The sequence below is a fragment of the Pseudomonas oryzihabitans genome (assembly GCF_032027545.1).
GTDB classification, from domain to species: domain Bacteria; phylum Pseudomonadota; class Gammaproteobacteria; order Pseudomonadales; family Pseudomonadaceae; genus Chryseomonas; species Chryseomonas oryzihabitans_F.
On record NZ_JAVSJB010000002.1, the window covers coordinates 1 to 25,732 of the forward strand.

A 25,732-nucleotide genomic window follows, 5' to 3' on the forward strand; every position below is an offset into this window, starting at 1 on the left:
TTCGCGCAGTTGAAACGCCTCCTGCATCCACTGCAGGCGGTTGAGCAGCGCCGCCTGGGTGTTGCCGGCCCCCTTGGGCCGGCCGGTGGAGCCGGAGGTGTAGAGCACATAGGCCAGGTGTTCGCCGTGCAGCGCCGGGGTGGGCGCCTGCGCCGGCTGGTCCTGCCAGGCCGAGCGGTCGTCCAGCAGCAACTGGGGCACCTCGCTGGCCGGCAGGCGTGGCTGCAGGTGGCGCTGGGTCAGCAGCAGCCGCACCTGGCTGTCTTCGAGCTGGTAGGCCAGGCGTTCGGCGGGATGGTCCGGGTCCAGCGGCACATAGGCACCGCCGGCCTTGAGCACCGCCACCAGGGCCAGCACCAGTTCCACCGAGCGCTCGGCGGCCACCCCCACCAGGACGTCGGGGCCCACGCCCTGGGCGATCAGCCAGTGCGCCAGGCGGTTGGCCTCGGCGTCGAATTCGGCGTAGTCCAGGCGCCGTGCGCCCTGGACCACGGCCAGGGCCTGGGGGCTGCGCCGCGCCTGCTCGGCCAGCAGCGCCGGCAGCAGCGGCGTCCGCGGATAGGCCACGGCGGTCTGGTTGCGCGCCGCGACCTGGGCCTGGCATTCGCCGGCGTCCAACAGGCACAGCTCGCCCAGCGGCTGGTCGACTAGGGCGGGCAACTCGATCAACAGCGCCTCGAAGGCCGCCGCCAGGCGTTGCACCGTGGCGCGGCTGAAGCGCTCGGGACGATAGCTGTATCTGAGCTGCAGTTGCTCGCCCGCGCTGGCGATCAGCGCCAGGGGATAGTGCACGCCATCGACATGGCTCGGCGTGCCGATGCGCAGCCGCGGATGGGGACTGGCCAGGGCCGCTTCCAGGGGGAAGTTCTCGAACACCAAGAGGGTGTCGAACAGTCCGTGCCCGGCATGACCCGCCAGGCGCTGGATCTCGTGCAGCGGTACCTGCTCGTGCTCGCGCACCTCCAGGTTGTAGGCCTGCAGCTGTGGCAGCCAGTCGGCCAGGGTCGCCGCCGAAGCGGGCCGCTGGACGATGGGCAAGGTATTGATGAACAGGCCCAGCAGTTCCTCGGCGCCCGGCAGGCTCGCCGGGCGTCCCGCCACGGTGGCACCGAAGCACACCTGGGCCTGCCCGGTGTAACGCTGCAGCAGCAGTATCCAGGCTGCCTGCAACAGGGTGTTGAGGGTGACTCGCTGGGCCTGGGCGAAGGCCTGCAGGCGCTGGGTACCGGCCGTATCCAAGGCCGCGACCAGGGGCTCGGCCGGCTCCTCCGCCGGCCCGGCCGACGCTAACGGCAGGGCGTCGGCCAGGCGGGTGGCGCCGTCCAGGTCGGCGAGCCGGGCCTGCCAGAAGGCGGCGCCCGCCTGCGCATCCTGCGCCTGCAGCCAGGCGATGTAGTCACGGAACTGCCCGGCGGGTGCACCAGGCGTCCGTCCGTCGTAATGCGCCAAGACTTCGCCGAGCATCCGGCTGCTGCTCCAGCCGTCCAGCAGCAGATGGTGACAGGTCCAGACCAGGCGGTAGCGCTGCTCGTCCAGTTGCACCAGCGCCAGGCGCTGCAACGGCGGCCGGGCCAGGTCGAAGGGCTCGGCGCGCTGGGCCCGGGCCAGTTGCTCCAGCGCCATGGCGTCGACATCGCGCCCGCGCCAGTCGAGCAGGGTCACCGGCAACTCGGGTGCCTGACTGACCCACTGCAGCGGCTCGCGCAACGCCGCCGCGCCACCTGGCACCAGGAAGCCGGTACGCAGGATGGCATGACGCTGCTGGACGGCGCGCCAGGCCCGCACGAACAGGTCGGCATCCAGGCCGTCGAGGGTCACCGCCAGCTGGTTGACGTAGAGCCCAGCGCCAGGCCGGTCCAGGGCATGGAACAGCAGCCCCTGCTGCAACGGCGACAGCGGATAGAGATCGCCCACCTCGGCCAGGGGCAACGGCAAGCGATCGAGCTGCGCCTGGTCGAGACCGGCCAGAGGTACGTCACTGGGCGTCAGGCCGCGCGGCGTGTTCAGGCACAGCTCGACCAGGGCTTCGAGTTCTCCTTGGAACAGGTGCAGGAGGGCCTCGATGTCGGCACGCCCATACTGGGCCGAGCTGTAGCTCAGGGCGAAGCCGAGACGACCGTCGAGGACCTTGCCGCTGAGGGTCAGGCGATTGCCCAGGGGCGCCGCCGGCTCGACGGTTCGCCCGGGCGACTCGGGCGCCAGGCTGAACAGCGCCTCGTCGCCGAACGCCTGGTCGAACTGCCCCAGGTAGTTGAAGGTGAGCGTCGGCTGCGGCAGGGCGGCCAGCGTGGCGCCCGGCGCGCTCAGGTAGCGCAGCACCCCGTAGCCGATCCCGCCGCGAGGCACCTGGCGCAGGTATTCCTTGACCACCTTGAGGTTGGCCAGGCGCTCGCCGCCACCCGGCAGGCGCACCGGGTAGAGACTGGTGAACCAGCCCAGGGTACGGTCCAGCACCAGGTCGGTATCGGCGCTCGGTTGCTCACGACCGTGGCCTTCCAGCAGGACCAGCGCCTCGGCCTGCTCGCTCCAGGCGCCCAGGGCGCGACCCAGGGCGGTCAGCAGCAGCTCGTTGATGCGGGTGCGATAGGCGCGACTCGCCTCCTCCAGTAGGCACCGGGTGGTGGTCGCATCCAGGGCGAAGCGGGCCTCGGCGGCCTGGGCCCAGGTCGCTGGCGCCTGGGGATCGCCTTCGGGAAGGCACGGCGCATCCTGCAGGCAGGCCTGCCAGTAGGGCAGCTCGGCGAGCAGTTCGGGGCTGCTGGCCAGGCGCTGCAGCTGGGCCGACCACTCGGCGAAGCTGCTGCCCTCACCGTCCTCCCCATGTCCGGAACCCGTTGGCGCAAGCGCCTGCCGATAGGCCAGTTGCAATTCTTCCAGCAGCACCCGCCAGGACACGGCATCCACCACCAGATGATGGATGACCAGCAGCAGCCGCTCGCTGCCGTCCGCCAGGCGCAGGTGCAGCAGCCGCAACAGCGGACCGGCATGAATGTTCAGGCTGCCCTGGGCAGCGTCGACCTCCTCGGCGAAGGCCGCGGCATCGGCCACCTCGCGAACCCACAGCAGGTCTGCCACGGCCTGGGGCTGACCGGCGCGGGCCGTCCAGGGCGCGGCGTCGGTGAACACCAGGCTCAGCACCGGATGGCGCGCCAGCACCTGGCTCAGCGCGACCAGCAGGGCCGCCCGCTGCAGGGGCTGACGCGGCGTCAGCAGGACGCTCTGGTTCCAGCGCTGGCGCAGCGGCGCCGGCACCTCGGCGAAGAAGCGCGCCTGGATCGGCGTGGCGGCGATCGCGCGGATACTCGCGTCTGGTGCGGGCTCCGCTGTGGTACGGCCAGCCTCCAGCCCCTGGGCCAGCTGGCGTAGGGTTTGTCGCTCGAACAGCTGCCGTGGGGTGAGCTTGTAGCCCAGTTTGCGGACGCGCGCGACGATCTGCAGGCTGAGAATGGAATCACCGCCCAGTTCGAAGAAGTTGTCGTCCAGGCCTATGTGGTCGCGCTTGAGCACCTGCTGCCAGATGGCCATGAGCTGGCCTTCCAGAGCGTCCGGGACGACCTCGGGCGGAGTAGCGGACTCCAGCTGGCGTGCGAGCTGGCGCACCGTCTGGCTCTCGAACAGCTGCCGCGGGGTGAGCCTGTAGCCCAGTTTGCGGACGCGCGCGACGATCTGCAGGCTGAGAATGGAATCACCGCCCAGTTCGAAGAAGTTGTCGTCCGGCCCCAGCCTGTCGCGCTTGAGCACCTGCTGCCAGACCTCGGCCAGCTGGCGTTCGAGTGGCGTCAAGGCCGCTGCTGGTGCGACGCCTTCGGCCTCGACCGCAGCGACCCGCGCCAGGGCCTGGCGATCGACCTTGCCGTTGGCCGTGCGCGGGATGCGTTCGACCCGCTGCAGTCGGGCGGGCAGCAAGGGTGCCGGCAGGCGTTCGGCCAGGGCCTGGCGGAGGGCCTCGACGCTCTGCCCAGGCGCGACGCAGTAGGCCAGCAAACGCGCCGGCTGTCCTGCGGGGCGCTCGGCCAACGCCCAGGCGTCGGCGACTCCCGGCAGGCTGGCCAGCACCCGCCCCAGCTCGGCAGGTTCGACGCGATAACCGCGGATCTTGACCTGGTCATCGGTCCGCCCAAGGAATTCGATGGCGCTCTGCGCGTTCAGCCGGGCGCGATCCCCCGTGCGATAGAGGCGTTCACCGGCCACATAGGGATCGGCGACGAAGCGCTCTGCCGTGAGTGCCGGCTGGCCCAGGTAGCCGACGGCCAAGCCCGCGCCGCCGATATAGAGTTCGCCGACCATGCCTGGTGGCACGGGGTTCAGGTGGTCATCCAGCAGGCAGATCCGGGTGTTGGCCAGGGGCCGACCGACGGGCAGCCGGGCCGGCACCTGGACTCCAGTCGGCCATTCGTGGGTCAGGACCCCGACGGCGGTCTCGGTCGGCCCGTAGTGATTGACGATGCGCAACGCCGGGGCCAGCGTGCGGATCCGCGCCAGCAACTCAGGCTCGCAGGCCTCGCCACCCAGCACCAGCAGGCGCCGCGGCAGCAGGGCACGCGGCTCGGGCGCCGCGGCGAGCAGGCCGCCCAGGTGACCAGGGACGATCTTGAGCACGGCGACCTGCGCCTCTTCCAGCGCCAGGGCCAGGCGCTCGGCATCGGCGACCGTGTCGTCGTCGGGCAAATAGAGGCAGCCACCGCTGGTCAGGGCGCCGAACACCGTGGTGTAGCCCAGGTCCGCCGCCACCGACGACAGCATCGCCTGGCATTCGCCCGCTTCGGGCTGGAGCCGGCGGGCCAGGGCCTGGGTGTAGTTCAGCAGGGCGCCATGGCTGACCAGCACGCCCTTGGGCCGGCCGGTGGAGCCGGAGGTGAAGACCACATAGGCCGGATCGCTGGCAGCAGGCATGATCGGCGTGACGCGCGGCGCCGCGTCCTCTGCCTCGCCGTGGACGCTCAATGCCCGGCCCGCGAAGCGAGCCCCCTCCTCCGCGGCGGCCACCAACACCTTGACCGCGCCGCTCTCGTCGAGCAGCTCGTGCAAGCGGGCCGTGGGCTGGCGCGGGTCCAGCGCGACGCAGACGGCGCCAGCCCGGTGTACCGCCAGCAACGCGGTGATCCAGTCACGGCCACGCGGCAGGCAGAGGCCGACCCGTTGCCCAGGCGCCACGCCGGCAGCGACCAGCCGCTGCGCCAGGCGCGCGGCGGCGGCGTCCAGCTCGGCATAGCTCAGGGTGCCGCGCCCATCGCGCAGGGCGGCTGCCGTGGGGGTCTGGCCGCACCAACGGGCGAAGGATTCCAGCCAACTGCCGCCGGCCAGCGCCAGGGTCTCGCCGGCCAGCCGCGCCATGGCGCCGGGCACTTCCAGCTCGCGCAGCGGCCGGTTCGGCGCGGCGACCAGCGCCCGCAGCCAGCCGCGGAAATGCTCGGCCAGGGCCTGGATGCTGGCCTCGTCGAACAGGTCGGTGGCATAGGTGAAGGCCCCCTTGAGGCCTTCGCCGCTGGCCGCCTCGGCCAGGTCCAGCGCCAGGTCGAAGCGAGCGCCGTACTGGGCTTCGTCGACCAGCGACAGCTGCAGCCCGGCCGGACTGGGCAGCGCGGACAGATCGAAGCCGAAGTTGAACTTCACCTGCACCAACGGATTGTGCGCCAGGCTGCGCTCGGGTTGCAGCGCCTCCACCAGTTGCTCGAAGGGTAGGTCCTGGTTGGCCTGGGCCTCCTGTACCGCCTGGCGGGCGTATCCCAGCAGCCGGTCGAAGCCCTCCTCCAGCCGCACCGGGCAGCGCAGCACCTGGGTGTTGACGAAGAAGCCCACCACCCGTTCGATCTCCTGCCGGGTGCGGTTGGCCACCGGCACCGCCACGCTGATCTCGGACTGGCCGCTGTAGCGCGCCAACAGGATTTGGAAGGCGGCCAGCAGGACGGTGAACAGGGTGGTGTCCTGGGACCGGGCCAGGGCTCTCAAGGCCGCCCCTTCTTCGCCAGTCAGGGCGAAGGGCAGGCTCGCGCCCTGCAGGCTCTGCACCGCGGGCCGCGGGCGATCGGTGGGCAGGTGCAGGGGTTCGTGGTGCACCTCGCCCAGCCGGCGGATCCAATAGTCCAGTTGCCGCTGTCCCTCGTCGCCGGCCAGCAGCGCCTGCTGCCAGTGGGCGAAGTCCTGGTAGCGCACCGGCAGCGGCGCGAAACGGGGTTCCTCATCCACAGCATAGGCACTGTAGGCGGTGGCGAACTCCTCGATGAGGATCGCCAGGGACCAGCCATCGGCGGCGATGTGGTGCAGGGTCAGCAGCAGCACGTGCTCCTGCTCGTCCAGGCGCAGCAGGCGCAGGCGGAGCAGCGGTCCCTGCTCCAGGTCGAAGGGCCGCAGGGCCTCCTCCCGGGCCAGGCGGGCGACTTCCCACTCCCGGGCGGCCGCCTCCAGTTCGCGCAGGTCCTGCAGTGCGATGGCCGGGTCGCTGGCCGGCTGCACGCGCGGCCGGACCTGGCCGTCATGCTCGCCGAACAGGGTACGCAGGCTCTCGTGACGCGCCACCAGGGCACTGAAGGTCCGCTCCAGGGCGCTCCGCACCAGCGGCCCCTGCAGACGCAGGGCGGCCGGGATGTTGTAGGCTGCACTCTCGGGGTCGAGCCGCCAGAGAAACCACAGGCGGCTCTGCGCCGGCGAGGCCACCGGCGCCTGACTGTCGTCCAAGCGGCGCAACGGCGGCGCGGTGGATGCCGCGGCCGGCGTCGCCAGGCGCTGTACCAAGTCGGCGAACACCGGCGTTTCGAACACCCAGCGCAGCGGGCACTCCAGCCCCAGCTCGAACTTGAGCCGCGCCACCAGGCGGGTGGCCAGCAGGGAATGTCCGCCCAGGTCGAAGAAATCGTCGGTGCGCTCCAGGGCCGGCACCTCCAGCAACTCTTGCCAGAGCGCCGCCACCCGGATCTCCAACGCACCCCGCGGTGCCTCGCGCGGCGCTATGGTCGTGGCTGGGGCCGGTAGCCGGCGGCGATCCACCTTGCCATTGGGCGACAGCGGCAGGGCATCCAGCACCAGGATCTGGCTGGGTATCTGATAGTCGGGCAGCTGCAGGCGCAGGGCCTCACGCAGGGCCCGGCTTTCCAGCGTCGCCCCGGCCTGGGCGGTCACGTAGGCGGCGAGGTAACGGCCCTGGTTGCCCTCGACCGCCTCCACCACCGCCTCACGTACCCCCGGCAGCCGGCGCAACTGCGCCTCCACCTCGCCGGACTCGATACGAAAGCCACGGATCTTCAACTGGCCGTCGAGACGACCAAGATAGTCCAGGGCACCATCCGCCCGTTGCCGTACCCGGTCACCGGTGCGGTACATGCGCCCGCCAGCTAGGAAGGGATCGGCGATGAAGCGCTCCGCGGTGAGCCCCGGTCGATTCAGGTAGCCACGTGCGAGGCCCGGACCGCCGATGTGCAATTCACCGGCAACCCCGGGAGGAACGGGTTGCAGGTCGGCATCCAGGATGTAGAGCCGCCGCTCGCCGACGGCCGTGCCGATGGGCGCATAGGCGGCGCCACAGGCCTGGTCCGGCTGCGCCTTCCACAGCAGCGGCGTGATCACCGTCTCGGTGGGACCGTAGCCGTTGATCAGGTGCTGCGGGCGCAGTGCCTGCCAGGCCTTCTGGTAGCTGGCCGCGGGCACGGCATCGCCGCCGAAGCAGTAGATCCGTACCGGCGGCGCCCAACCGACCTGCTCGGCATGCTCGGCGAGCTGCTGCAGGTAGGCCGGCGGAAAGGCTGCCACCGTCACCCCGAAGCGCTGCAGCGCCGCGTGGGTCTGCTCCGGCGTCCAGAGCTCGTCGCCGCGCAGCACCAGGCTGCCGCCATGGGCCAGGGTCGCCAGCCAACGCTCCTGCACGCCGTCGAAGGCGAACGACATGAACAGCAACTCGCGATCCGCCGGCCCCAGGCCATAGCGCTCGCCGATGGCCTGGCAGTGCATGTCCAATTCGCCATGGGCCACGGCGACGCCCTTGGGCTGGCCGGTGGAGCCGGAGGTGTAGATGAGATAGGCCAGTTGCCCGGCGCGGATGACCGGCCGGGACGGCGGCGCCCCCTCCTCGTCCAGCAGCTCGGCCACGTCCAGGCACTGCACCTCCGGCGGCAGCGGCAGGCAGCCCGCCACCGCGCGGGTGGTCAGCACCCAGCGCGCGCCACAGTCCTGCAACAGATAGGCCAGACGTTCGCGTGGATAGTCGATGTCCAGCGGCACATAGGCGCCACCTGCCTTGAGCACGGCGAGCAGGGCCACCGGCAGGTCGAGACCGCGCGGAAGCGCCACCGCCACCCGCTCCTCGGCTTGCAGCCCGAGCCGCCACAGGGCAGCGGCCATTCGCTCGCTGCGCCGGTGTAGCTCGGCATGGCTGAGCGCACCCTGGTCGGCCAGCAGCGCGGGTCGTTCGGGTTGCCGCTCGGCCTGGGCGACGATGCGACCGACGATGCCGCTGCGCGACCAGCGGCCCGCGGCATCCCCATGCAGATCGGCCGGTGCCAGCCAGGCGAGGTCGGCGACCGCTCGCTCCCAAGGCGTGGCCAGCAAGGCATCCAGCACCGCGCGATAGTCCGCCAGCAGGCGAGCGACGGTGGCCTCCTCGAACAGCGCCGTGGCATAGGTGAACTCACAATCCAGCCGGCCATCGGCCTGCTCCAGGGCATCCAGCGCCAAGTCGAACTTGGCTACCGGCGGCGTCTCTTCGAGCAACCGGGCCTGCAGCCCCGCCATCGCCGGCAGTTGCCAGGCGTCGCGCCGCTGATGGTTGAACAGCACCTGGAAGGGCGCGTTACCGGTAGCGCCACGCTCGGCCGCCGAGCCCTCGAACAGTCGCTCCAGGGGCAATTCGCCTTGGCTCTGGGCGTCCAGCGCCTCACGTTGCAGCGTGGCCAGGAAGCCGCCCAGGCTCAAGCCCGAGGCACGCGGCGCGCGCAGCACCAGGGTATTGACGAAGCAGCCGATCAGGTCGCTGGTCTCGGCCCGGGCACGCCCGGCGACCGGCATGCCGAGGCGCACGTCGCGCTGCCCGGCATGGCGTTGCAGCAACAGCATGAAGCCGCCTAGCAGCAGGTGCGGCAAGGTGATGCCCTGGGCCTGGCCACGCTGGCGCAGGGCAGCCACGGTCGACGCCGCCAGGCCCAGGCGCAACCGGGCGCCCTGGGTATCGAGCTGCGTCGGTCGCGGGTGGTCGAGTGACAACGGCAGTACCGGCGGCTCCGTCCCCAGATAGTCACGCCACCACTGGCGCTGGCGCTCGGCCTCGCCAGCGGCCAGGCGCTGCTGCTGCCAGCTGGCGTAGTCGGCGAATTGCACCGGCAGCGGCGGCAGCGCAGCCTGCGGCTCGCCATAGAGCGCCGCCAGTTCGCGCAGGAAGATCGCCACCGAGACGCCGTCGGCCACCACATGATGCAGGCTCACCAGCAACTGATGGCGCTCCGCGGCCAGACGCACCAGTTGCACCCGCAACAAGGGGCCGCGCTCCAGATCGAAGGGCCGCAGCGCGAAGGCCTCGCGCTGCGCCGCGGCGCGCTCCGGCACAGTCGTCAGATCGAGCTGCTCCAGTGGTAGGTCGCAGCGCTCGTCGATGCGCTGCCAGGTCCCCTGGGCATCCTCATAGAGCCGGGTGCGCAGACTTTCATGGCGCTGCACCAAGGCCTGCAGGGCGCCTTGCAGGCGGGTCTGGTCCAGCGCCCCATCCAGCTCCAGGGCGCCGGCGATGTTGTAGGCCGGACTGAGCGGGTCCAGGCGCCAGAGGAACCACAGACGCTGCTGCAAACCGGTCAGGGGCAGCGGCCGAGCCCGATCGGCGCGGGGGATGGGCAGGCGCTCGGAGATATCGATGCCTTTTTTCGCCAGCACGGCGGTCAGCGCCCGACGCTGGGCGGGGGTGAGCTGCTGCAGGGAGTGCGTGAGGTCGTTCATGACAGATTCTCTTGGTCCGCGCGCTCGGCGAGCGCCAGTAATTCGGCTTCGGACAGCCCCTCGAGGGCGGCCAGGGCGGCGGCGACCTCCTGGTCGACGGCAGCGGTCGGGGCGTGTGGCTGCGCCTGCTCGAGGCGTCGGGCCAGCTCGGCCAGGTCGGCCGTGGCGAACAGCTCACGCAGTGGCAACTCGACGCCGAAGCGTTCGTTGATCCGCGCCAGCAACTGGACGGCCAGCAGCGAGTGCCCACCCAGCTCGAAGAAATTGGCCGAACGACTCACCCGGACACGGCCCAGCGCCTGGGCCCAGAGCTCGGCCAGGACCGTCTCGGTGGCGCCCTGGGGCGGCTGGTATCGACGCTCCTGGCCGTTGTCCTGCTGGGGTTCGGGCAACCCCGCCTCGTCGAGCTTGCCGTTGACGGTGAGGGGCCATTGCGGCAGGACGAACAGCCGCGCCGGGATGGCCTGGGCGGGCAACGCCTGACGCAGGCACTCCCGCAACCCGGCCTCGGCCAGGGCCATACCGCTCGAGGCCAGTGCATAACCGACCAGCACCTCGGCGCCGCTGGGATCGCGACGCATCCGGACCAGGGCGTCGGCCACGCCGGGAATGGCCCGCAGCTGGGCCTCCACCTCGCCCAATTCGATGCGGAATCCCCGGAGCTGGACCTGGCGGTCGGCACGCCCCAGGTACTGCATGCCGTCTTCCGGCGACCAGCGCGCCAGGTCGCCGGTGCGATACAGCCGTGCGCCCTCGGCCCAGGGATGGGCGATGAAACGCTCCGCGGTAAGGCCCGGGCGGCCAAGGTAGCCCCGGGCCAGACCCGCCCCGCCGACGTACAGCTCGCCCACCATGCCCGGCGGGACCGGTTCCCCATACTCGTCGAGCAGGTACCAGTCGAGATCCGCCAGGGGCGTGCCGATCAGGCTGGGGCCGTCCAGATCGGCCGCCGCCAAGGCCCGAGCCGTGACATGGACAGTGGTCTCGGTAATGCCATACATGTTCACCAGGCGCGGCCGCTCGACACCAAAGCGCTCGAACCAAGGCCGCAGCAGCGCCGGTTCCAAGGCTTCACCGCCAAAGATCACGTAGCGCAGCGGTGATGGCCGCGGATCGGCCACCGCCACCGGGATCAGACCGCGGAACGCCGACGGCGTCTGGTTCAGCACCGTGACGCCCTCCTCCTGCAGCAAGGCCTGCAGCGCCTGGGGCGAACGACTGGTCAGCCAGGGCACGACCACCAGGCGACCACCGTGCAGCAAGGCGCCGAAGATCTCCCAGACCGAGAAGTCGAAGGCGTAGGCGTGGAACAGCGTCCAGACATCCCGGGCATCGCAGCGGACCTCCGCCGAGGCGCTCTCGAACAGGCGCAGCACGTTGCCCTGGGTGACCTGAACGCCCTTGGGCGTACCGGTGGAGCCCGAGGTATAAATGACGTAGGCCAACTGCTCAGGTAGCACCCGGCGCGACGGATTGGCCGCGCTCCGGCGTTCTGCCCAGTCATCCAGGTAGAGGGTGTCCCGCTGCCGTGCCCAGGGCTGATCGTCCAGCAGGCCGCGGCTGGTCAACAGCAGGTGCACCCCACTGTCGTCGCACATGAAGGCCAGGCGCTGCGCCGGATAGCCCGGATCGAGCGGCAGATAGGCACCGCCGGCCTTGAGGATGGCCAGCAGGCCCACCACCAGCTCCAGCGAACGTTCCACCGCCAGGCCGACCAGTACCTCGGCACCGACGCCGCGACGCTGCAGCTCGTGGGCCAGGGCATTGGCCCGGGCGTTGAGATCGGCATAGCAGAGCTGCGCCGCACCACAGGTCACGGCGATGGCCTGCGGCCGGCAGGCGGCCTGGGCCTCGATCAGACCGGCCAGGTCCGCATGGGTCCAACGCAGTCCCGGCCGCACCTGGCACGGTCGCTCGTTCCAGGCGAGGACCTGCGCCCGGGCCTGGGCCGGGCTCTGCCAGGGCAGCTGGGCCACCAGGGTGGTCACCGGCGCGGCCAGCTGTTCGAGCAGGGCCAGCCAGCGTTCGGCCAAGGCTTCGAGGGTCGTGCGCTCGAACAGGTCGCGGCGATAGACCAGGCGCGCCGACAGCACGGCGCCGCACTCCAGGGTATGCAAAGAGAGATCGAACGGCGTCTGCCGCTGGACCAGCGCCAGCGCTTCCAATTCCAGGCCCGGCAAGGCAGCGACCCCGGTAGTGGGACGCCACTGGTGGTCGTAGACCACTTGGAACAGCGGATGGGTGCCGGCCAGGCGTTGCGGACGCAGCGCCTCGACGATCTGCTCGAATGGCAGCTCGCCGTGGGCCTGGGCCGCCAGCAGTTCGTCGCGGACCTGGGTCAGCAGGGTACCGACCGTGGCCTCCTCGGCCAGGCTCAGGCGTAGCGGCAAGAGGTTGACGAAGAAGCCCACCAGCGATTCCAGTTCGCGGCGACTGCGTCCGGCGGTGGTCACGCCGATGCAGAAATCGCGCTGGCGGCCATAGCGGCTCAAGACCTGCTGGAAGGCCGCCAGCAGCAGCATGGGCAAGGTCACCCCGCGCGCGACGGCCAGTTGCCGCAGCGCCTCGACCTGCGTGGCCTCCAGGGTCACGGCCACCTCGGCGGCCGGTCCCTGGGCCGCCGAGGTGCGCGGTCGATCCAGCGGCAGCGCCAGCACCTCGGGCACCTCGGCCAGGCGCTGTTGCCAATGGCAAAGCTGGCGTTCGCCCTCGGCACCGGCCAGGCGTGCCCGCTGCCAACGGGCGAAGTCACCGTAGGCGACGGCCAGCGGCGTCCAGCCGGGCTGGCGGCCCTGAAGCGCCGCCCGATAACCCTCGGCGAATTCCTCCAGCAGCAGATTGAGCGACCAGCCGTCCGCGGCGATATGGTGGGTGCAGAGCTGCAGGGTGTACCGGTGATCGCCCGTGGACAGCACCTGGACGCGCAACAAGGGTCCCGTGTCCAGGGCAAAGGGGGCGTCGGCCGCCTGATCGAGCAGCGCGGTATCGCCCTGCAGATAAAGTATCTCGACGGGTGCCGCCGGCAGCACCTCGGCCTCGGGCTGACCCGCCCGCTCGATCACCCGGGTGCGCAGGGGGGCATGACGGGCGACCAGTGCATCCAGTGCCTCCTGCAGCGCCTGGTGCTCCAGGGTACCGCGCAACTGCAGGCGCCCGGCCAGGTTGTAGGCGGCATTGTCCGACTCCAGGCGCCAGAGGAACCACAGGCGATTCTGCGCCGGGGACAGCTGGCGGTGCTCGTGCTCGGCGACCGCTACCAGGCCCGACGCGACACCCGCGGTCGCCGAGCCCAGGTGCCGGGCCAGTTCGCCCAGCGTCGGTGCCGCGAACAGGGTTGCCAGCGGCAATTCCAGGCCCAGTTGCTCGCGCACCCGACTGGTCAGTTGTACCGCCTTCAGCGAATTGCCGCCGAGGGCGAAGAAATGCGCGGCGCGCTGTTGCGGACGGACGTCCAGCAGCTCTTCCCAGAGATCGGCCAGGCGGCCTTCCAGCTCGTCCAGGTCGTCGACCGCGGTCGCGACCGGCGCCGCCGGGGCCAGCAGCGGCAACTCGCCAGCCTCCAGCAGGCGGCGGCAGGCCGAGCGCTGCAACTTGCCGCTGGAGGTCTTGGGCATGCCGCCCGGCTCCAGCAACGCCACCTGCTGCGGCGCCTCGCCATGTACCTCGGCCACCGCCTGGCGGATGTCGGCGACCAGCGCGCCAACGTCCAGATCGCGCAGCCGGTTGCGCGCCACCTCGGCGGCGATGCCGATGCCCGGCGTGCCGCTGGCATCGCTCACGGCGAAGGCCGCCACCCGCCCCTTGCGTAACACCGGCGCCGCGGTTTCCACGGTCAGTTCGATGTCCTGGGGATAGAGATTCTGACCGCGCAGGATCAGCACGTCCTTCAGCCGACCGGTGACATAGAGTTCTCCATCGAGCAGCACGCCCAGGTCGCCGGTGCGCAGCCAGCGCCGCCCATCGCGCTCGACGAAGGTCGCGGCGGTCGCCGCGGGATTACGCCAGTAACCGCGGGCCACGCTGGGGCCGCTGGTCCAGATCTCGCCGACCTGACCGGCCGGTGTCAGCACGCCGCTGTCGGCATCCACCAGCAGCAGCTGCTGGCCGGGACAGGCCTGGCCGCAGGCGGCCAGTTGCAGGTCAATGCCCATCTCGGCACGCCCGTCGGCCAGGGCGTCGCGGGCGAAACCACGCCGCCCGATCCCTTCACCCGGGGCGCCGCCGCTCACGTAGAGCGTCGCCTCGGCCAGGCCGTAGCAGGCCATGAAGGAGGTCGGCGCGAAGCCGGCCGGCGCGAAGCGCTCGGCGAACAGATCCAGGGTGTCCGGGCGAATCGGCTCCGCCCCGGAAAAGGCCACCCGCCAGCGCGACAGATCCAGCTCCGCCACGGCGCTGTCACGCAGGCGCTCGGCGCAGAGTCGATAGGCGAAATCGGGTCCGCCGCTGACCGTGCCGCCATAGCGCGCCACCGCCTGCAGCCAGCGCACCGGGCGCTGCAGGAAATGCAGCGGCGACATCAGCACGCAGGGAATGCCGCTGTAGATGGCCTGCAGCAGGCCGCCGATCAGGCCCATGTCGTGGTAGAGCGGCAGCCAGCTGACCATGACGTCGTCGCTGCCGATGTGGAAACCCTGGCGGATGGCCGCTTCGTTGGCCGCCAGGTTGCCATGGGTGACCTCGACGCCCTTGGGCGTGGCGGTGGAACCTGAGGTGTACTGCAGGAAGGCGATCTGCTCGGGCGCCGGCAGGCACGGCTGCCAATCGGTCGACACCGGCAGGTCGTCGGTGGCCAGCACGGTAGGCGCCTCGGCGCCCTGGCCGCAGGCCTGCTGCAGGCTCTCCTGCAGGCTGCCCAGGGTCAGCACCAGGCGTGGCGCGCAGTCGGCGAGGATGCCGTGCAGCCGGGCCAGGTGTTGCGGGCGCAGGGATTCCGGCGGGTAGGCTGGCACGGCGATGACGCCGGCATAGAGACAGCCGAAGAAGGCCGCCACGTAGTCCGGTCCGCTGGGATACAGCAGGACGGCGCGCGCGCCGGGCTCCGCCTCGGCAAGCAGCCGGCGAGCGATGGCGCGCGCCCGGGCATCGAGTTCGCGATAGCTCAGCGGGGTTTCGCCCTGCTCGTCGAGAAAGCGCAGAGCCAACCGATCGGGGGCGAGCCGCGCCCATTCGGTCAAGGCCGCGGCCAGGCCCCGTGCGTCGTCAAAGCGACCGTCCATTGCATCGTCCTGTAGGCAGGCGAACGCGGCTCCGCGGAGAGAGCCGTGTTCAGAGGGTTTCATTGAGGTTGGAATGGCCTTCGGCCATGGCCACGATGACCTTGCGTGGCCCTTCGAACGGGGCGCGGGCATGGGCGGCCAGCATGTTGTCGAGCATCAGGACATCGCCGCTCTGCCAGGGGAAACTGACCTTTTCCTCCTCCAGTACGCCCCGGACGTCGTCCAGCAGGTCGACCTTGATGGGGCTACCGTCGCCGTAGTAGACGTTACGCGGCAGATCTTCCTCGTCGACGATCTCCAGCAGCGACTCGCGCACCTCGGGCGGCAGGTTGGAGACGTGGAACAGATGGGCCTGGTTGAACCACACCGCCTCCCCGGTACGCGGGTGCCGGGCGGTAGCCTGGCAGCGCTGGCGCGTGCGCAACTCGCCGTCGTCCTTCCACAGGCAATCGATACCGCGCGCTCGACAATAGGCTTCCACGACCTGACGGTCGGAGGTGTTGAACACCTGTTCCCAGGGCACGTCCAGGCCGTTACCGAAGTTGCGGGTGTAGAGCAGCCCCCGCGCCTCGAAGCGTTCGCGGATCGCCGTATCCATCCGCGCGTAGAGGGCGCGACTGTCGGCGATCGGCGTCTCGCCACCGCGCGCGGCCGCCACCAGGCTGTAGAACCAGATGCGCAATGGCCACTCACGGGTATAGGCCTGCTCGTTGTGCAGGGGGATATGCTGGTGCGCCGGATACTCGGTGGAGGTGTACACCCCCTGGGTCACGTTACTGCGTGGCGTCGAGCCGAACTCGTAGTTGAGCAACGGCTGACCGAAGCCGGCGGCGAAGCTGCGAAAGCGCTCGGCCTCCCCCACGCTGAAGCCACGGAACAGCAGCCCGCCGCAACGTTCCAGGCGCTCGTCCACCAGCGGTCGCAGCAACGCCTGGGCCTCGAGCAGATCGACACCCGGCTCGCGGGCCTCGACCAGCAGGGGTAGCGCGCCCGGCACCCCGGGCAGCGTCTCGATACGGAACAGTTCGGTGTTCATGCAGGCCTCGTCTCCCCGGCCGCCGCGACGGCCGCTTGCAGGTGAGCCACGAGCGCTGCGAGCACCGCGGCCTCCTGGCTGTTGATGAAGAAGTGGTCGCCCGGGAACCAATCCAGGGTGAAGGGACCGCGGGTCTCCTGCCGCCAGGCCTGCATGACCGCTTCGCTGGCGTCATCCTCGCGGCCGGCGAAAACGTGCAGCGGGCAGTCGAGGGGCGGTCGCGCCAGGGGCTGGTAATGTCCACAGAGGTGGAAGTCGGCGCGCAGCACCGGCAGGGTCAGGGCCAGCAATTCGGCGTCTTCGAGCACCGCCGGAGCCGTCCCGCCCAGGCTGCGCAGCCGCGCGATCAGCTGGTCGTCGGAGAGCGGCCCGCGCAGCTCGGCATCGTCACGCCGAGTCGGTGCCTCGGTGCCGGAGGCCAGTAGCGCGCACGGCATCGGTGCGCCCTGCTGGCCCAAGGCATGGGCCATCTCCAGGGCCAGCAAGGCGCCGAGGCTGTGGCCGAACAGGGCATAGGGCGGCGTGGTGGCCGGCACGATCTCGGCGGCCAGCTGGCGCGCAAGGCTGCGCAGATCGGTGGCGAACGGCTCGTCGAAGCGCCGACCGCGGCCCGGCAACTCCACTGGCCGCACCTCGATCCAGGCGGGCAGGAGTCGCCGCCAGCGGGCGTAGACCATGGCGCTGGCGCCGGAATGGGGCAGGCAGAACAGGTGCAGACCCATGGCTCACTCGCCTGCCTGGGCTTCCATGGCCTGGCGCAGACTCAACGGCCGCATGTCGGTCCAGGTCCGCTCGACGTAGTCCAGACATTCCTGCTTGGAGCCGCGAGCCCCGGTCTCGCGCCAGCCTGCGGGCACCGCCTTGTAGTCCGGCCACAGCGAGTACTGCTCTTCGTGGTTCACCAGCACCTTGAAGGTCGCGTCTTCTTGATCAAAGGCCATCTCAATTCTCCTCTGGATAGGGGCCTGCCACCCGCGATTCGCTCGAGGGTGTAAGCCATTGCTCAAAGGAAGACGCGTGACCGAAGAGATTAATTAGCTGCCGATCACGGGAGGGCGCGCTCAATCAGCCGAATGCGGACCAGGCGGGAGGTGTCACCACGAACCGAACGACACGCCTATGGCAGGTAAGGTGCCGTTTGTAAAACTATTGTAAACCATTCTCATTAACATTAGATTAGAGTCCCATTTCAGCAGGAGGCCAAGCTATGTCCGTTCGCCCCGATCCTCTTCCTCAAGAAGGTTTCGAGTCCCTGCAAGAAATCTATCTGACCAATCGGCCCTCCCTGCTCAGCGTGGCCACCCGTATCACCGGTTGCCGTAGCCACGCCGAGGATGTGGTGCAGGACGCCTTTTTCCGCCTGAAACGGTCGTCCTTATCGAACATCCGATCGCAGATCAGCTATCTCTTCCAAGTCGTCCGCAACCTCTCCATCGATCACTACCGCAAACAGACGCTGGAGCACCGCTACGCCGCGCCTGAAGAAGAGGGGCTGGCGGTCGTCAATCACTACGCCACTCCTGAAGAGATCAATACCCAGCAGCAGACGCTCGAAGTGGTGGAGGAGGCCTTGGCGCAACTTCCGGAGCGGACGCGCTATGCCTTCGAGGCCTATCGGCTCCATGGCCGCCCGCAAAAGGACATCGCCCGGGACCTGGGAGTGTCCCCTACCCTGGTCAACTTCATGATTCGCGATGCCATGGTGCATTGTCGTAAGGAAGTGCTAAGGCGCGATAGCTGACTCGCCTTGAAGCGGTGACCTCGACCGGGATACCCAGGTAACCGTTCGGCGCCACTGGAGATCAGCACCACCGCCTGCCGGCGCGGTGCCCAGGTGCTGATGAGGAGCCAGGGCAGCTCCATGGCGCCTCGACAGCATGGGTAGGCGCCCGGGATTGCCCAGGTGGAGGCGGATACCTGCCGCTGAGAGCCAGACCGCCCGCGCCCTCACTCCTTCTTCAACAACCCCGCCAGACCCGCGAAGGGATTGTGGGTGGCCTTTTCCACCTTGGGCGTGCCCAGGGAGCTGTCGCTGAAGTATTGCTGGTCGGTGTAGCGGCTGTGCTCGTTGTCGTGGCAGTACAGGCATAGCAATTCCCAGTTGGAGCCGTCCTGGGGATTGTTGTCGTGGTTGTGATCACGATGGTGCACGGTCAGCTCGCTCAGGCGCTTGCCGGAGAATTCCCGGGCACAGCGGCCGCAGACGTGGGGATACATCTTCAGCGCCTTGTCGCGGTAGCCGCGTTCGCGCTCGCGCTGGGTCTCGGCGAGGATGCGATCCAGCTTCGAGGTATCGGTGGCCATGCTGCGTCCTGGAGTCGTGTGGAAAGACCCAGTATAGCCCGCGCCTGGCCCGGCGGGTGATCAGGCGCGAGCCCGCTCAGGGCTTCGGCTGGGCGCCACCCTCCTCGCTCTCGAACTGGGCGAAGTATTGCTCCGCCATGGCCCGCAGCGAGCGACCGATGTTGGCGTATTCGTATTCGTTGAGGTTGGCCAGGGACACGCGGGCGGCCGGTTGCTGGGTGCCGAAGCCCTTGCCGGGCAGGAGCACGATGCCGGTCTCCTTGGCGATGCGGAACAGCAGGTCGCCGCTGCTGAACTTGGCCTTCACCCAGGTGGCGAAGGCGTCGCCATGGAGTTTGCGCGCCAGGTCTTCCAGATCCAGCAGGGTGTAGTAGTCGACGGCATTGGGGTCGCTTTCGGGGGCGACGCCCAGTTCGCGATAGAGGGCGGCTTCGCGGCGGCGCACCAGCTTCTTCAGTTCGGTCTTGTAGCCGTCGCTTTCGTCCATCAAGGCGAACAGCGCGAACAGCACCATCTGCACCTGCTGGGGGGTGGAGAGCCCGGCGGTGTGGTTGAGGGCCACGGTGCGGCTGTCGGCGACGAGGCGGTCGAGGAACTTGAGGCTGCGCACGTCCGGCAGCAGGCTACCGTAGCGGCGGTCCAGAGAAGCCTTGATCTCCTCGGGCAGTTCGGCCAGGGCCTGGTCGAAGATGCTGTCCTGGTGCGCCCCTATCACCCCCAACCGCCAGCCCGTGGCACCGAAGTACTTGGAGAAGGAATACACCAGCAGGGTGTTGCGCGGGCAGGTGGCGAACAGCGAGCGGAAGTCGTCGGCGAAGGTACCGTAGACATCGTCGGTGAGGATGAAAAGGTCCGGACGCGCCTCGGCGACGAGACGGGCAACGGTAGCCAGGCTGCGGTCGTCCATCTTCACCGAGGCCGGGTTGCTGGGGTTGATGCAGAAGAAGATCTTGATCGCCGGATCGCGCAACTTGTCGAGTTCGGCCTCGGGGTACTGCCAGTTGGCCTGGGGATCGGCGTGGATGTGCACCTGTTCCAGACCGAATTCCTCCAGTTCCGGGATCTCGATGTAGGGGGTGAAGGCCGGCATGCCGATGGCCACCTTGTCGCCGCGCCTGACCAGGCCGTTCTGCTGCAGCGAGTGGAAGATGTAGGTCATGGCCGCCGTGCCGCCTTCCACGGCGAAGAGATCGACGGAACCCGCGGGGACGTAGCCACCGATCATCTCCTTGACGATGTAGTGGCTGACCACCTGCTCGGAGATCCTCAGCATGCGCGGCGGCACCGGGTAGTTGACGCCGAGGATGCCCTCCACCATCTCGTGGAGAAAGGCCGAGGCCGAGAGTCCCAGCTGGTCGCGCACGTAGCTCAGGCTCTTGGCCAGGAACAGCACCCCGGGCTGGTCGCGGTGCTCGGCGGTGTAGCGCTCGAAGCGCGCCTCGATACCATCGATCTGCGGTAGCCCGCCGACCCCATGGGGCATGTAGGAATAGGACAGCTCGGCCTCGCTGGTGGCGAACAGGCCGAGGCGGAAGAAGGCCCGCCGCGGCAGGGTCGCCAGGAAGTTGGGATTGCCACGCCCGGCGTTGAGCATCAGGCGGTTCTCGCTGCCGGAGGCGAGCTTGATCAGTTCGTCCTTGAGCTCGAAGGGACTCAGCTTGGCGTATTGGGCGTAATCGTCTTGGGCTTCGCTCATGACTTGCCTCTTTCGGTTAGGCGAAGGCCACCACCAGTGGCCCGAGCAGGGTGAGGAACACGTTGGCCAGGGCGTAGGTGACCGCGAAGGGCACCGTGGGGATGGAGTTGCCGGCCTTGTCCAGCACCTCGCCGAAGGCTGGATTGGCACTGCGGGCACCGGCAACGGCCCCGGCGAACAGCGCCAGGTTGTCGTAACGCAGGAGGTAGCGGCCGACCAGGATGGTGATGACGATGGGCACCACGCAAACCACTACCCCGATCAGGAAGATGGAGAGGCCCTGGGTGGCGATGGTCTCCACCGCCTGGCGTCCGGATTGCAAGCCCACCACCGCCACGAAGCCGGCCAGGCCGAGGTCGCGCAACAGCGTCGAGGCCGGCAACGGCAGGTTGCCCCGGGTCAGGTGGCGACTGCGATACCAGCCGAACACCAGCCCGGCGATCAGCGCCCCGCCGCCGCTGCCCAGGGTCAGGGGGATGGCGCCCAGGCGGATCACGATCAGACCGATGAGCAGGCCCACCGCCAGGCCGAAGCCATGAAAGACGAAGTCGGTCTTGTCGCTGGGCACGACGAGGGAGCCGACCTGCTGGGCGACGCGCTGGATGTCGTCGGGAGTGCCGTAGAGGGTGACCAGGTCGCCCGCCTCGATGACGGTGTCCGGTTCCAGGGCCAGCGGTCGCCCGGCGCGTTTCACGCCCACCACGTAGACGCCATGGCGCAGGGCCCGATTGGCCGCCTGGCGGATCTCGGCCACGCGGCGGCCGATGAAGGTGGGGTTGTCGAGGGTGACGTCGCGTTGCACCACCACCACGTCCATGTCGGGCGAGGATTGCAGCTCGGCGCCCAGCCGCGCGGCGATGGCCACCACCCCGGCGCGGCGCCCTACCACCAGCACCACGTCGCCGGCTTCCAGCACGGTCGTCGGGCTGACCCCGATCAAGGCGCCGTCGCGCTTGATGCGCTCGATGGTCAGGCTCGCCCGGGGATCGCCCTGGCCGCCGGCCTCCAGTTGCTCTACGGTCTGGCCGGCGGCCTGGTCGATGCGATAGAGACGGCCCACCAGCGGCGGGATGGCCGGCAATTCCCCCGGTCCGTAGACCTTGGCGCCGGCCAGCAACTCGGCCTCGGCCCTGGTGGCATCGTCGCGGATGCTGCGCCTCATGAACCAGGGCAGCACATTGACGCAGAGGATGATGGCGCCGAAGGAGCCGAAGATATAGGTCACGGCGTAGCCCACGGCGACATTGCCCTGCAGCACCTGGATCTGTTCCAGCGGCAGGTCGAGCTTGGCGATGGCCGCGCTGGCGGTGCCGATGATGGCCGACTGGGTCATGGAGCCAGCGGCGATTCCGGCGGCGATGCCCTTGTCGAGGCCGAACAGCCGGGCGCAGGCGATGATGGTCAGCAGGCCGCTGAGCGCCATCACCGCGGCCAGGACGATCTCGCGCAGGGACTGACGCCCCAGGGAGCGAAAGAATTGCGGCCCGCTCTCGAAGCCCACGGCATAGATGAACAGCGCGAAGAGCACCGACTTGATGCCGTTGTCGATGCTGATGCCGATCTGGCTGATGACCACCGCCACCAGCAGCGAACCGGCGACCCCGCCGAGCTGGAACTTGCCGAACTGGATGCTGCCGATCCAGTAGCCGAGGGCCAGGGACAGGAACAGCGCCAGTTCCGGGGCCTGGTTCAAGATCTGGTGGACGTATTCCATGGGGCTACCTTCGACCGGGGTCCGCAAGCGGAAGAAGGTGAAGCGGGTATCTGGCCTGACACCTGAGCTGCCGGGAGAACCACGTTCCACCTGGTACGCTGCCTGTGCCCTGCGGGATTTTCCTGACCACGAGGGCGGCCTGCTGGAAATGGTCATGTAATAAGAAGACATAACTCAACAGGGCCCAAGGAACCTAAGCACAGCATTCCAGAGCTGTCAAAAGCGCGACCGTGGCGAATTCGGACTGGGAAAAGAGGGTTTTCAAGGGTGAATTCTGGGCACTAGGGGCACCTCTCGATAGCGGTCGATAGGAGCTCGAGCACCCGCCGTGACTCGGATTGCGCTGGATCGAGGCAAGCCGTCGCGGCGGCGCCCCTGCCTGCTCGAACAGCCCGGTACCTAGCCGGTCCGCTCGTCGGGTTCCACGTCGGGATGCCCGAGAGCGGCAATGGCGGGCTCGCGGTCCTAGCTATCAGGGGCAATAGCCAGCCCTAGAGCTTCATGCCCACCGCCAGGCGGTTGAAGGCATTCATCAGGGCCACCACCAGGGTCAGGTCGGAGATCTCGGCGTCACTGAAGTGCGCCCTGAGGGGGTCATAGACGGCGTCGGGCGCACCCTTCTCACTGACCTGCGTAAGGGTCTCGGCCCACTCCAGGGCGGCGCGTTCGCGGGCGTCGAACAGCTCGCTGATCCGCCAGCCGGCCAGGCGGTCGAGCTTGGCCTGGGCGATGCCCTGCTCGCGCAGGGTCTGGGCGTGCTTGCCCAGGCAGAAGGCGCAGCCGTTGATCTGGGAAATGCGCAGGTAGACCAGCTCCACCAGCGGCAGGCCGAGCGAGCTGTCGGCCAGGGCCTGGCTGGTCGCCAACAGGCCCTGGTAGGCAGCGGGAGACAGGGTGGCAAACGGCAGGCGCAGAAGACTCATGATTCACTCCGAAACGGTCGTGGGGGAAAGGGCGAGATGCCGGAAAGGCACCTCGCGAGAGAGTTGCAGGCGCGCGCGGGCCAGGGTGTCGAAGCTACTGCGCGGGTCGCCGACCAGGCCTTCGAGATAGCAGAAGTGCAGGTCGAACAGCCCCAGGGTGCCCAGGGCATGGCGCAGGTAGGAAGTGAAGAAGTCTGGCTGACGCGCGTCCGGAACGCGGTGGCGGCCACCCGAGCCAACCAGCAGATAGACCGGCCGGTCGGCCAGCAGGCCGACCTTGCCCTCGGCGGTGGCGGCGAAGGTGCGGCCGATGCGCAACACGTAGTCCAGCCACAGCTTGAGCGCCGCCGGCAGGGTGAAGTTGTGCAGCGGTGCGTTGATCAGTAGCAACTCGCTGGCCTCAAGCTCGACGATGAGGGCTTCCGACAGAGCGAACACCGGTGCCTCACATGGCGTGCGCCGGGTCAGGGCAGCGGCGTAGTCGGCGCTGAGCGGCGGCAGGGGCTCGGTGGCGAGATCGCGTTCCAGCACCTGAACGCCGGGATGGCCGTGGCGCAAGGCCCCGAGCAACTCGCCGGCCAGGCGATACCCGTGGGAACTGACCGGGCGCGGACTGGCGTTGAGGGAGAGGACGGTCTTCATGCCCGCCCCTCCCCGGTCAGCCGTTCGGCGAAATGCAGGCCACGGGCGAGCAAACCTTGGCGGAAGTAGAAGCGCTGGGCCAGGGGCATGTGCAAGCCGGTGTCCAGGATGAGGTGCGCGCAGCCACGCTGTACGGCCTCGACGCGCACGGCGGCGAGCAGTTGCGCGCCCAGCCCTCCGCGCTGGCACCCTGGCTGGACCACCAGGTCGTCGACATAGACGAAGCGGCCGTACAGCAGGTTTTCCAGTTCGCGATAGCCGGCCAGGCCGACCAGCTCGCCTGCGACGCAGGCGGCCAGCAACCGATAGCCCTGGGCGGCCTGGCGCTGGAGCTGACGCTGATACGCCTGGGCGTCGACGAGCTGTGGGCGCAACTCGCGCATCAGCGTAAAGCTGGCCGGACACAGGGGCGAATCCGGTTCCACGTGGTGGAAGGTCAGGGCCATGGGGCAGGTCTCCATTCAAGATGGCGCCACTCTAGCCGGCGCATGCCCTAGGCTATAGGGCCAAGAAAGCGACAAACGACTAGGCCATGACCCTCTCCGCCGCCCTCGACAAGCGTCTCGCCCTGCCCCTCTACCGGCAGCTGTACCAGCGCTTCCGCGACGCCCTGGACGAAGGCCGGCTGCATCCCGGCGACCGGGTACCGGCGGTGCGCGCCCTGGCGGCGGAACTCAATGTGGCCCGAGGGACGGTGGAGGCGGCCTACCAGCAATTGATCGCCGAAGGCTTTCTGGTGCCCCGGGGGCCAGCGGGAACCATCGTCTCGCCGCAATGGAGCCGAGCCGCCCCGCCCGCTGCCGCGCCCCTTTCTCCAGCCCCAGCCCTCGCCATGATCCACACCGGCGGCACACCCTTTCCCTTGCAGCTGGGCCTACCGGCCCTGGACGCCTTTCCACGCAAGCTCTGGACCCGCCTGGCCACCCGTGAGCTGCGCGGCGCCGGCGTAGACGGCCTGGTCTATCCGGACGCCCGCGGCCACGCTGGCCTGCGGGCGGCCATCGCCACCTACCTGGGGCTGTCCCGCGGGATCACCTGCAGCCCGGAACAGGTATTCGTCTGCGCCGGTTATCGCGCCTGCCTGGACCTGGTGGTCCAGACCCTGCTGGCGCCTGGCGATGCCTGCTGGTTCGAGGAACCGGGCTACTTCATCGCCCGTCAGGCGCTGCAGGCCGCGCGCCTTGAACTGGTGCCGGTATCGGTGGACGACCGGGGGCTGGACGTCGCTGCCGGCCTCGCCCAGGCACCCCATGCCCGCTGCGCCCTGGTCACCCCGAGTCACCAGAGTCCGTTGGGCGTCTCCCTCGCCTTGCCCCGGCGGCTGGCGCTGCTGGACTGGGCGCGCCAAGCCGATGCCTGGGTCATCGAGGACGACTACGACAGCGAATTCCGCTACCTGGGCAAACCGCTACCGGCGCTCAAGAGCCTGGATGACGGCGGCAGGGTGCTCTACACCGGCACCTTCAGCAAGGTGCTGTTCCCTGCCCTGCGCCTGGCCTATCTGGTGGTACCTCCCCGGCTGGTGGACAGCTTCGCCGCCAGCGCGGACCGCCGGCACAACCATGTCCCGCCGCTGTGGCAGGCCACGGTGGCGAGCTTCCTGGCGGAAGGCCACTTCGCCCGTCATCTGAATCGGATGCGCACGCTCTATCGGCAACGCCGCCAGTGGTTGGCCGAGGCCCTCGGCAGCAGCCTCGGCGAGCGGGTAGGAATCGACCTCCAGGCCGGCGGCCTGCACCTGCTGGCCCGCCTGGAGGATGGCGACGACCAGGCCTGGGCGGCCGCGGCCCAGGCCGAGGGGCTGGCGGTCCAGGCGCTGTCACGCTGGTATCTGGCCACGCCGCAACGCCAGGGACTGCTGCTGGGCTTCACCAACGTCACCCAGGCCGACGAGGCCCTGGCCCTGGCCCGACGCCTGGCCCAGCTGCGGGTCTGAGTCGTCCCGCGGCGATGCCTCTGCGGTGGAAAGCGCCTTACCATTCAGCCAGCCTGGACGACCATCCATCGCCAACCGCTCTGGAACGCCCGTTTCGCACTCCCGTACGGATCCAGCGTCGGGCTTGGCTTTCGCCTTTCGCGAAGGCTTCACTCGTCACCACGCGCGACGAAAGCGCGCACTGTGTCACAGAAAACTTTTTCCAGAGCGCTCCCTCCAAAAACGGGTCCTGCGGCTCTGGCAAGCACCTGCTGGCCGGGCACGCCTCTCCTTTCAACGCTCGGTCCAGACACCGGCCAGGCCGTGTACGCCACGCCTGGGCGCCGCTGCCTGCCAGAACCGTCCGCATCGTT

At 69.3% G+C, this 25,732-nt stretch carries 13 protein-coding genes; 2 read left to right on the forward strand and 11 right to left on the reverse strand.

The features are described 5' to 3' along the window. The 5 genes from RND78_RS02475 to RND78_RS02495 all read right to left on the reverse strand — a co-directional run. Positions 1–9,912, reverse strand: a 9,912-nt coding sequence (locus RND78_RS02475; RefSeq protein WP_312725793.1) for a non-ribosomal peptide synthetase, incomplete at its 3' end; no start/stop codon positions are given. Then, entirely contained in the window at positions 9,909–15,128 is a 5,220-nt protein-coding gene (locus RND78_RS02480) for a non-ribosomal peptide synthetase (RefSeq protein ID WP_312725795.1), read from the reverse strand. The genes RND78_RS02480 and RND78_RS02475, both read right to left, overlap by 4 nt. 49 nt (positions 15,129–15,177) lie before the next feature. Continuing rightward, positions 15,178–16,164: a TauD/TfdA family dioxygenase gene (locus RND78_RS02485; protein WP_312725797.1), complete on the reverse strand. Its 987-nt coding sequence runs from the start codon at positions 16,162–16,164 to the stop codon at positions 15,178–15,180. Continuing rightward, positions 16,161–16,886 carry an alpha/beta fold hydrolase gene (locus tag RND78_RS02490; RefSeq protein ID WP_312725800.1) on the reverse strand — a complete coding sequence of 242 codons (726 nt, stop codon included), beginning with the start codon at positions 16,884–16,886 and terminating at the stop codon, positions 16,161–16,163. Before RND78_RS02490 ends, RND78_RS02485 begins: the two co-directional genes overlap by 4 nt. A 3-nt stretch (positions 16,887–16,889) precedes the next feature. After that, entirely contained in the window at positions 16,890–17,105 is a 216-nt protein-coding gene (locus RND78_RS02495) for an MbtH family protein (protein ID WP_059226584.1), read from the reverse strand. Positions 17,106–17,371: 266 nt separating this feature from the next. On the opposite strand from RND78_RS02495, the gene RND78_RS02500 reads away from it, so the two are divergent. After that, entirely contained in the window at positions 17,372–17,905 is a 534-nt protein-coding gene (locus RND78_RS02500) for an RNA polymerase factor sigma-70 (RefSeq protein ID WP_059226583.1), read from the forward strand. Between the two features lie 206 nt (positions 17,906–18,111). On the opposite strand, the gene RND78_RS02505 is transcribed toward RND78_RS02500, so the two are convergent. The 6 genes from RND78_RS02505 to RND78_RS02530 form a co-directional block, all read right to left on the reverse strand. Then, complete coding sequence (locus tag RND78_RS02505; RefSeq protein WP_312725807.1) at positions 18,112–18,468, reverse strand: YajD family HNH nuclease; 357 nt, start codon at positions 18,466–18,468, stop codon at positions 18,112–18,114. Between the two features lie 76 nt (positions 18,469–18,544). Next, on the reverse strand, positions 18,545–20,164 hold the full coding sequence (locus RND78_RS02510) for a bifunctional aspartate transaminase/aspartate 4-decarboxylase (protein ID WP_312725808.1): 1,620 nt from the start codon (positions 20,162–20,164) through the stop codon (positions 18,545–18,547). 16 nt (positions 20,165–20,180) lie between these two features. After that, a complete protein-coding gene (gene aspT / locus RND78_RS02515) occupies positions 20,181–21,878 on the reverse strand; it encodes an aspartate-alanine antiporter (RefSeq protein ID WP_312725810.1) in 1,698 nt (565 codons plus the stop codon). Between the two features lie 491 nt (positions 21,879–22,369). Then, positions 22,370–22,801, reverse strand: a complete 432-nt coding sequence (locus tag RND78_RS02520) for a carboxymuconolactone decarboxylase family protein (protein ID WP_312725812.1) — start codon at positions 22,799–22,801, stop codon at positions 22,370–22,372. Positions 22,802–22,804: 3 nt separating this feature from the next. Next, positions 22,805–23,443: an NAD(P)H-dependent oxidoreductase gene (locus RND78_RS02525; protein WP_312725813.1), complete on the reverse strand. Its 639-nt coding sequence runs from the start codon at positions 23,441–23,443 to the stop codon at positions 22,805–22,807. Further along, positions 23,440–23,889: a GNAT family N-acetyltransferase gene (locus RND78_RS02530; RefSeq protein WP_312725814.1), complete on the reverse strand. Its 450-nt coding sequence runs from the start codon at positions 23,887–23,889 to the stop codon at positions 23,440–23,442. The genes RND78_RS02525 and RND78_RS02530 overlap by 4 nt, the downstream gene beginning before the upstream one ends. Before the next feature lie 86 nt (positions 23,890–23,975). On the opposite strand from RND78_RS02530, the gene RND78_RS02535 reads away from it, so the two are divergent. Further along, a complete protein-coding gene (locus tag RND78_RS02535) occupies positions 23,976–25,379 on the forward strand; it encodes a PLP-dependent aminotransferase family protein (protein ID WP_312725815.1) in 1,404 nt (467 codons plus the stop codon). Positions 25,380–25,732 lie beyond the last annotated feature (353 nt).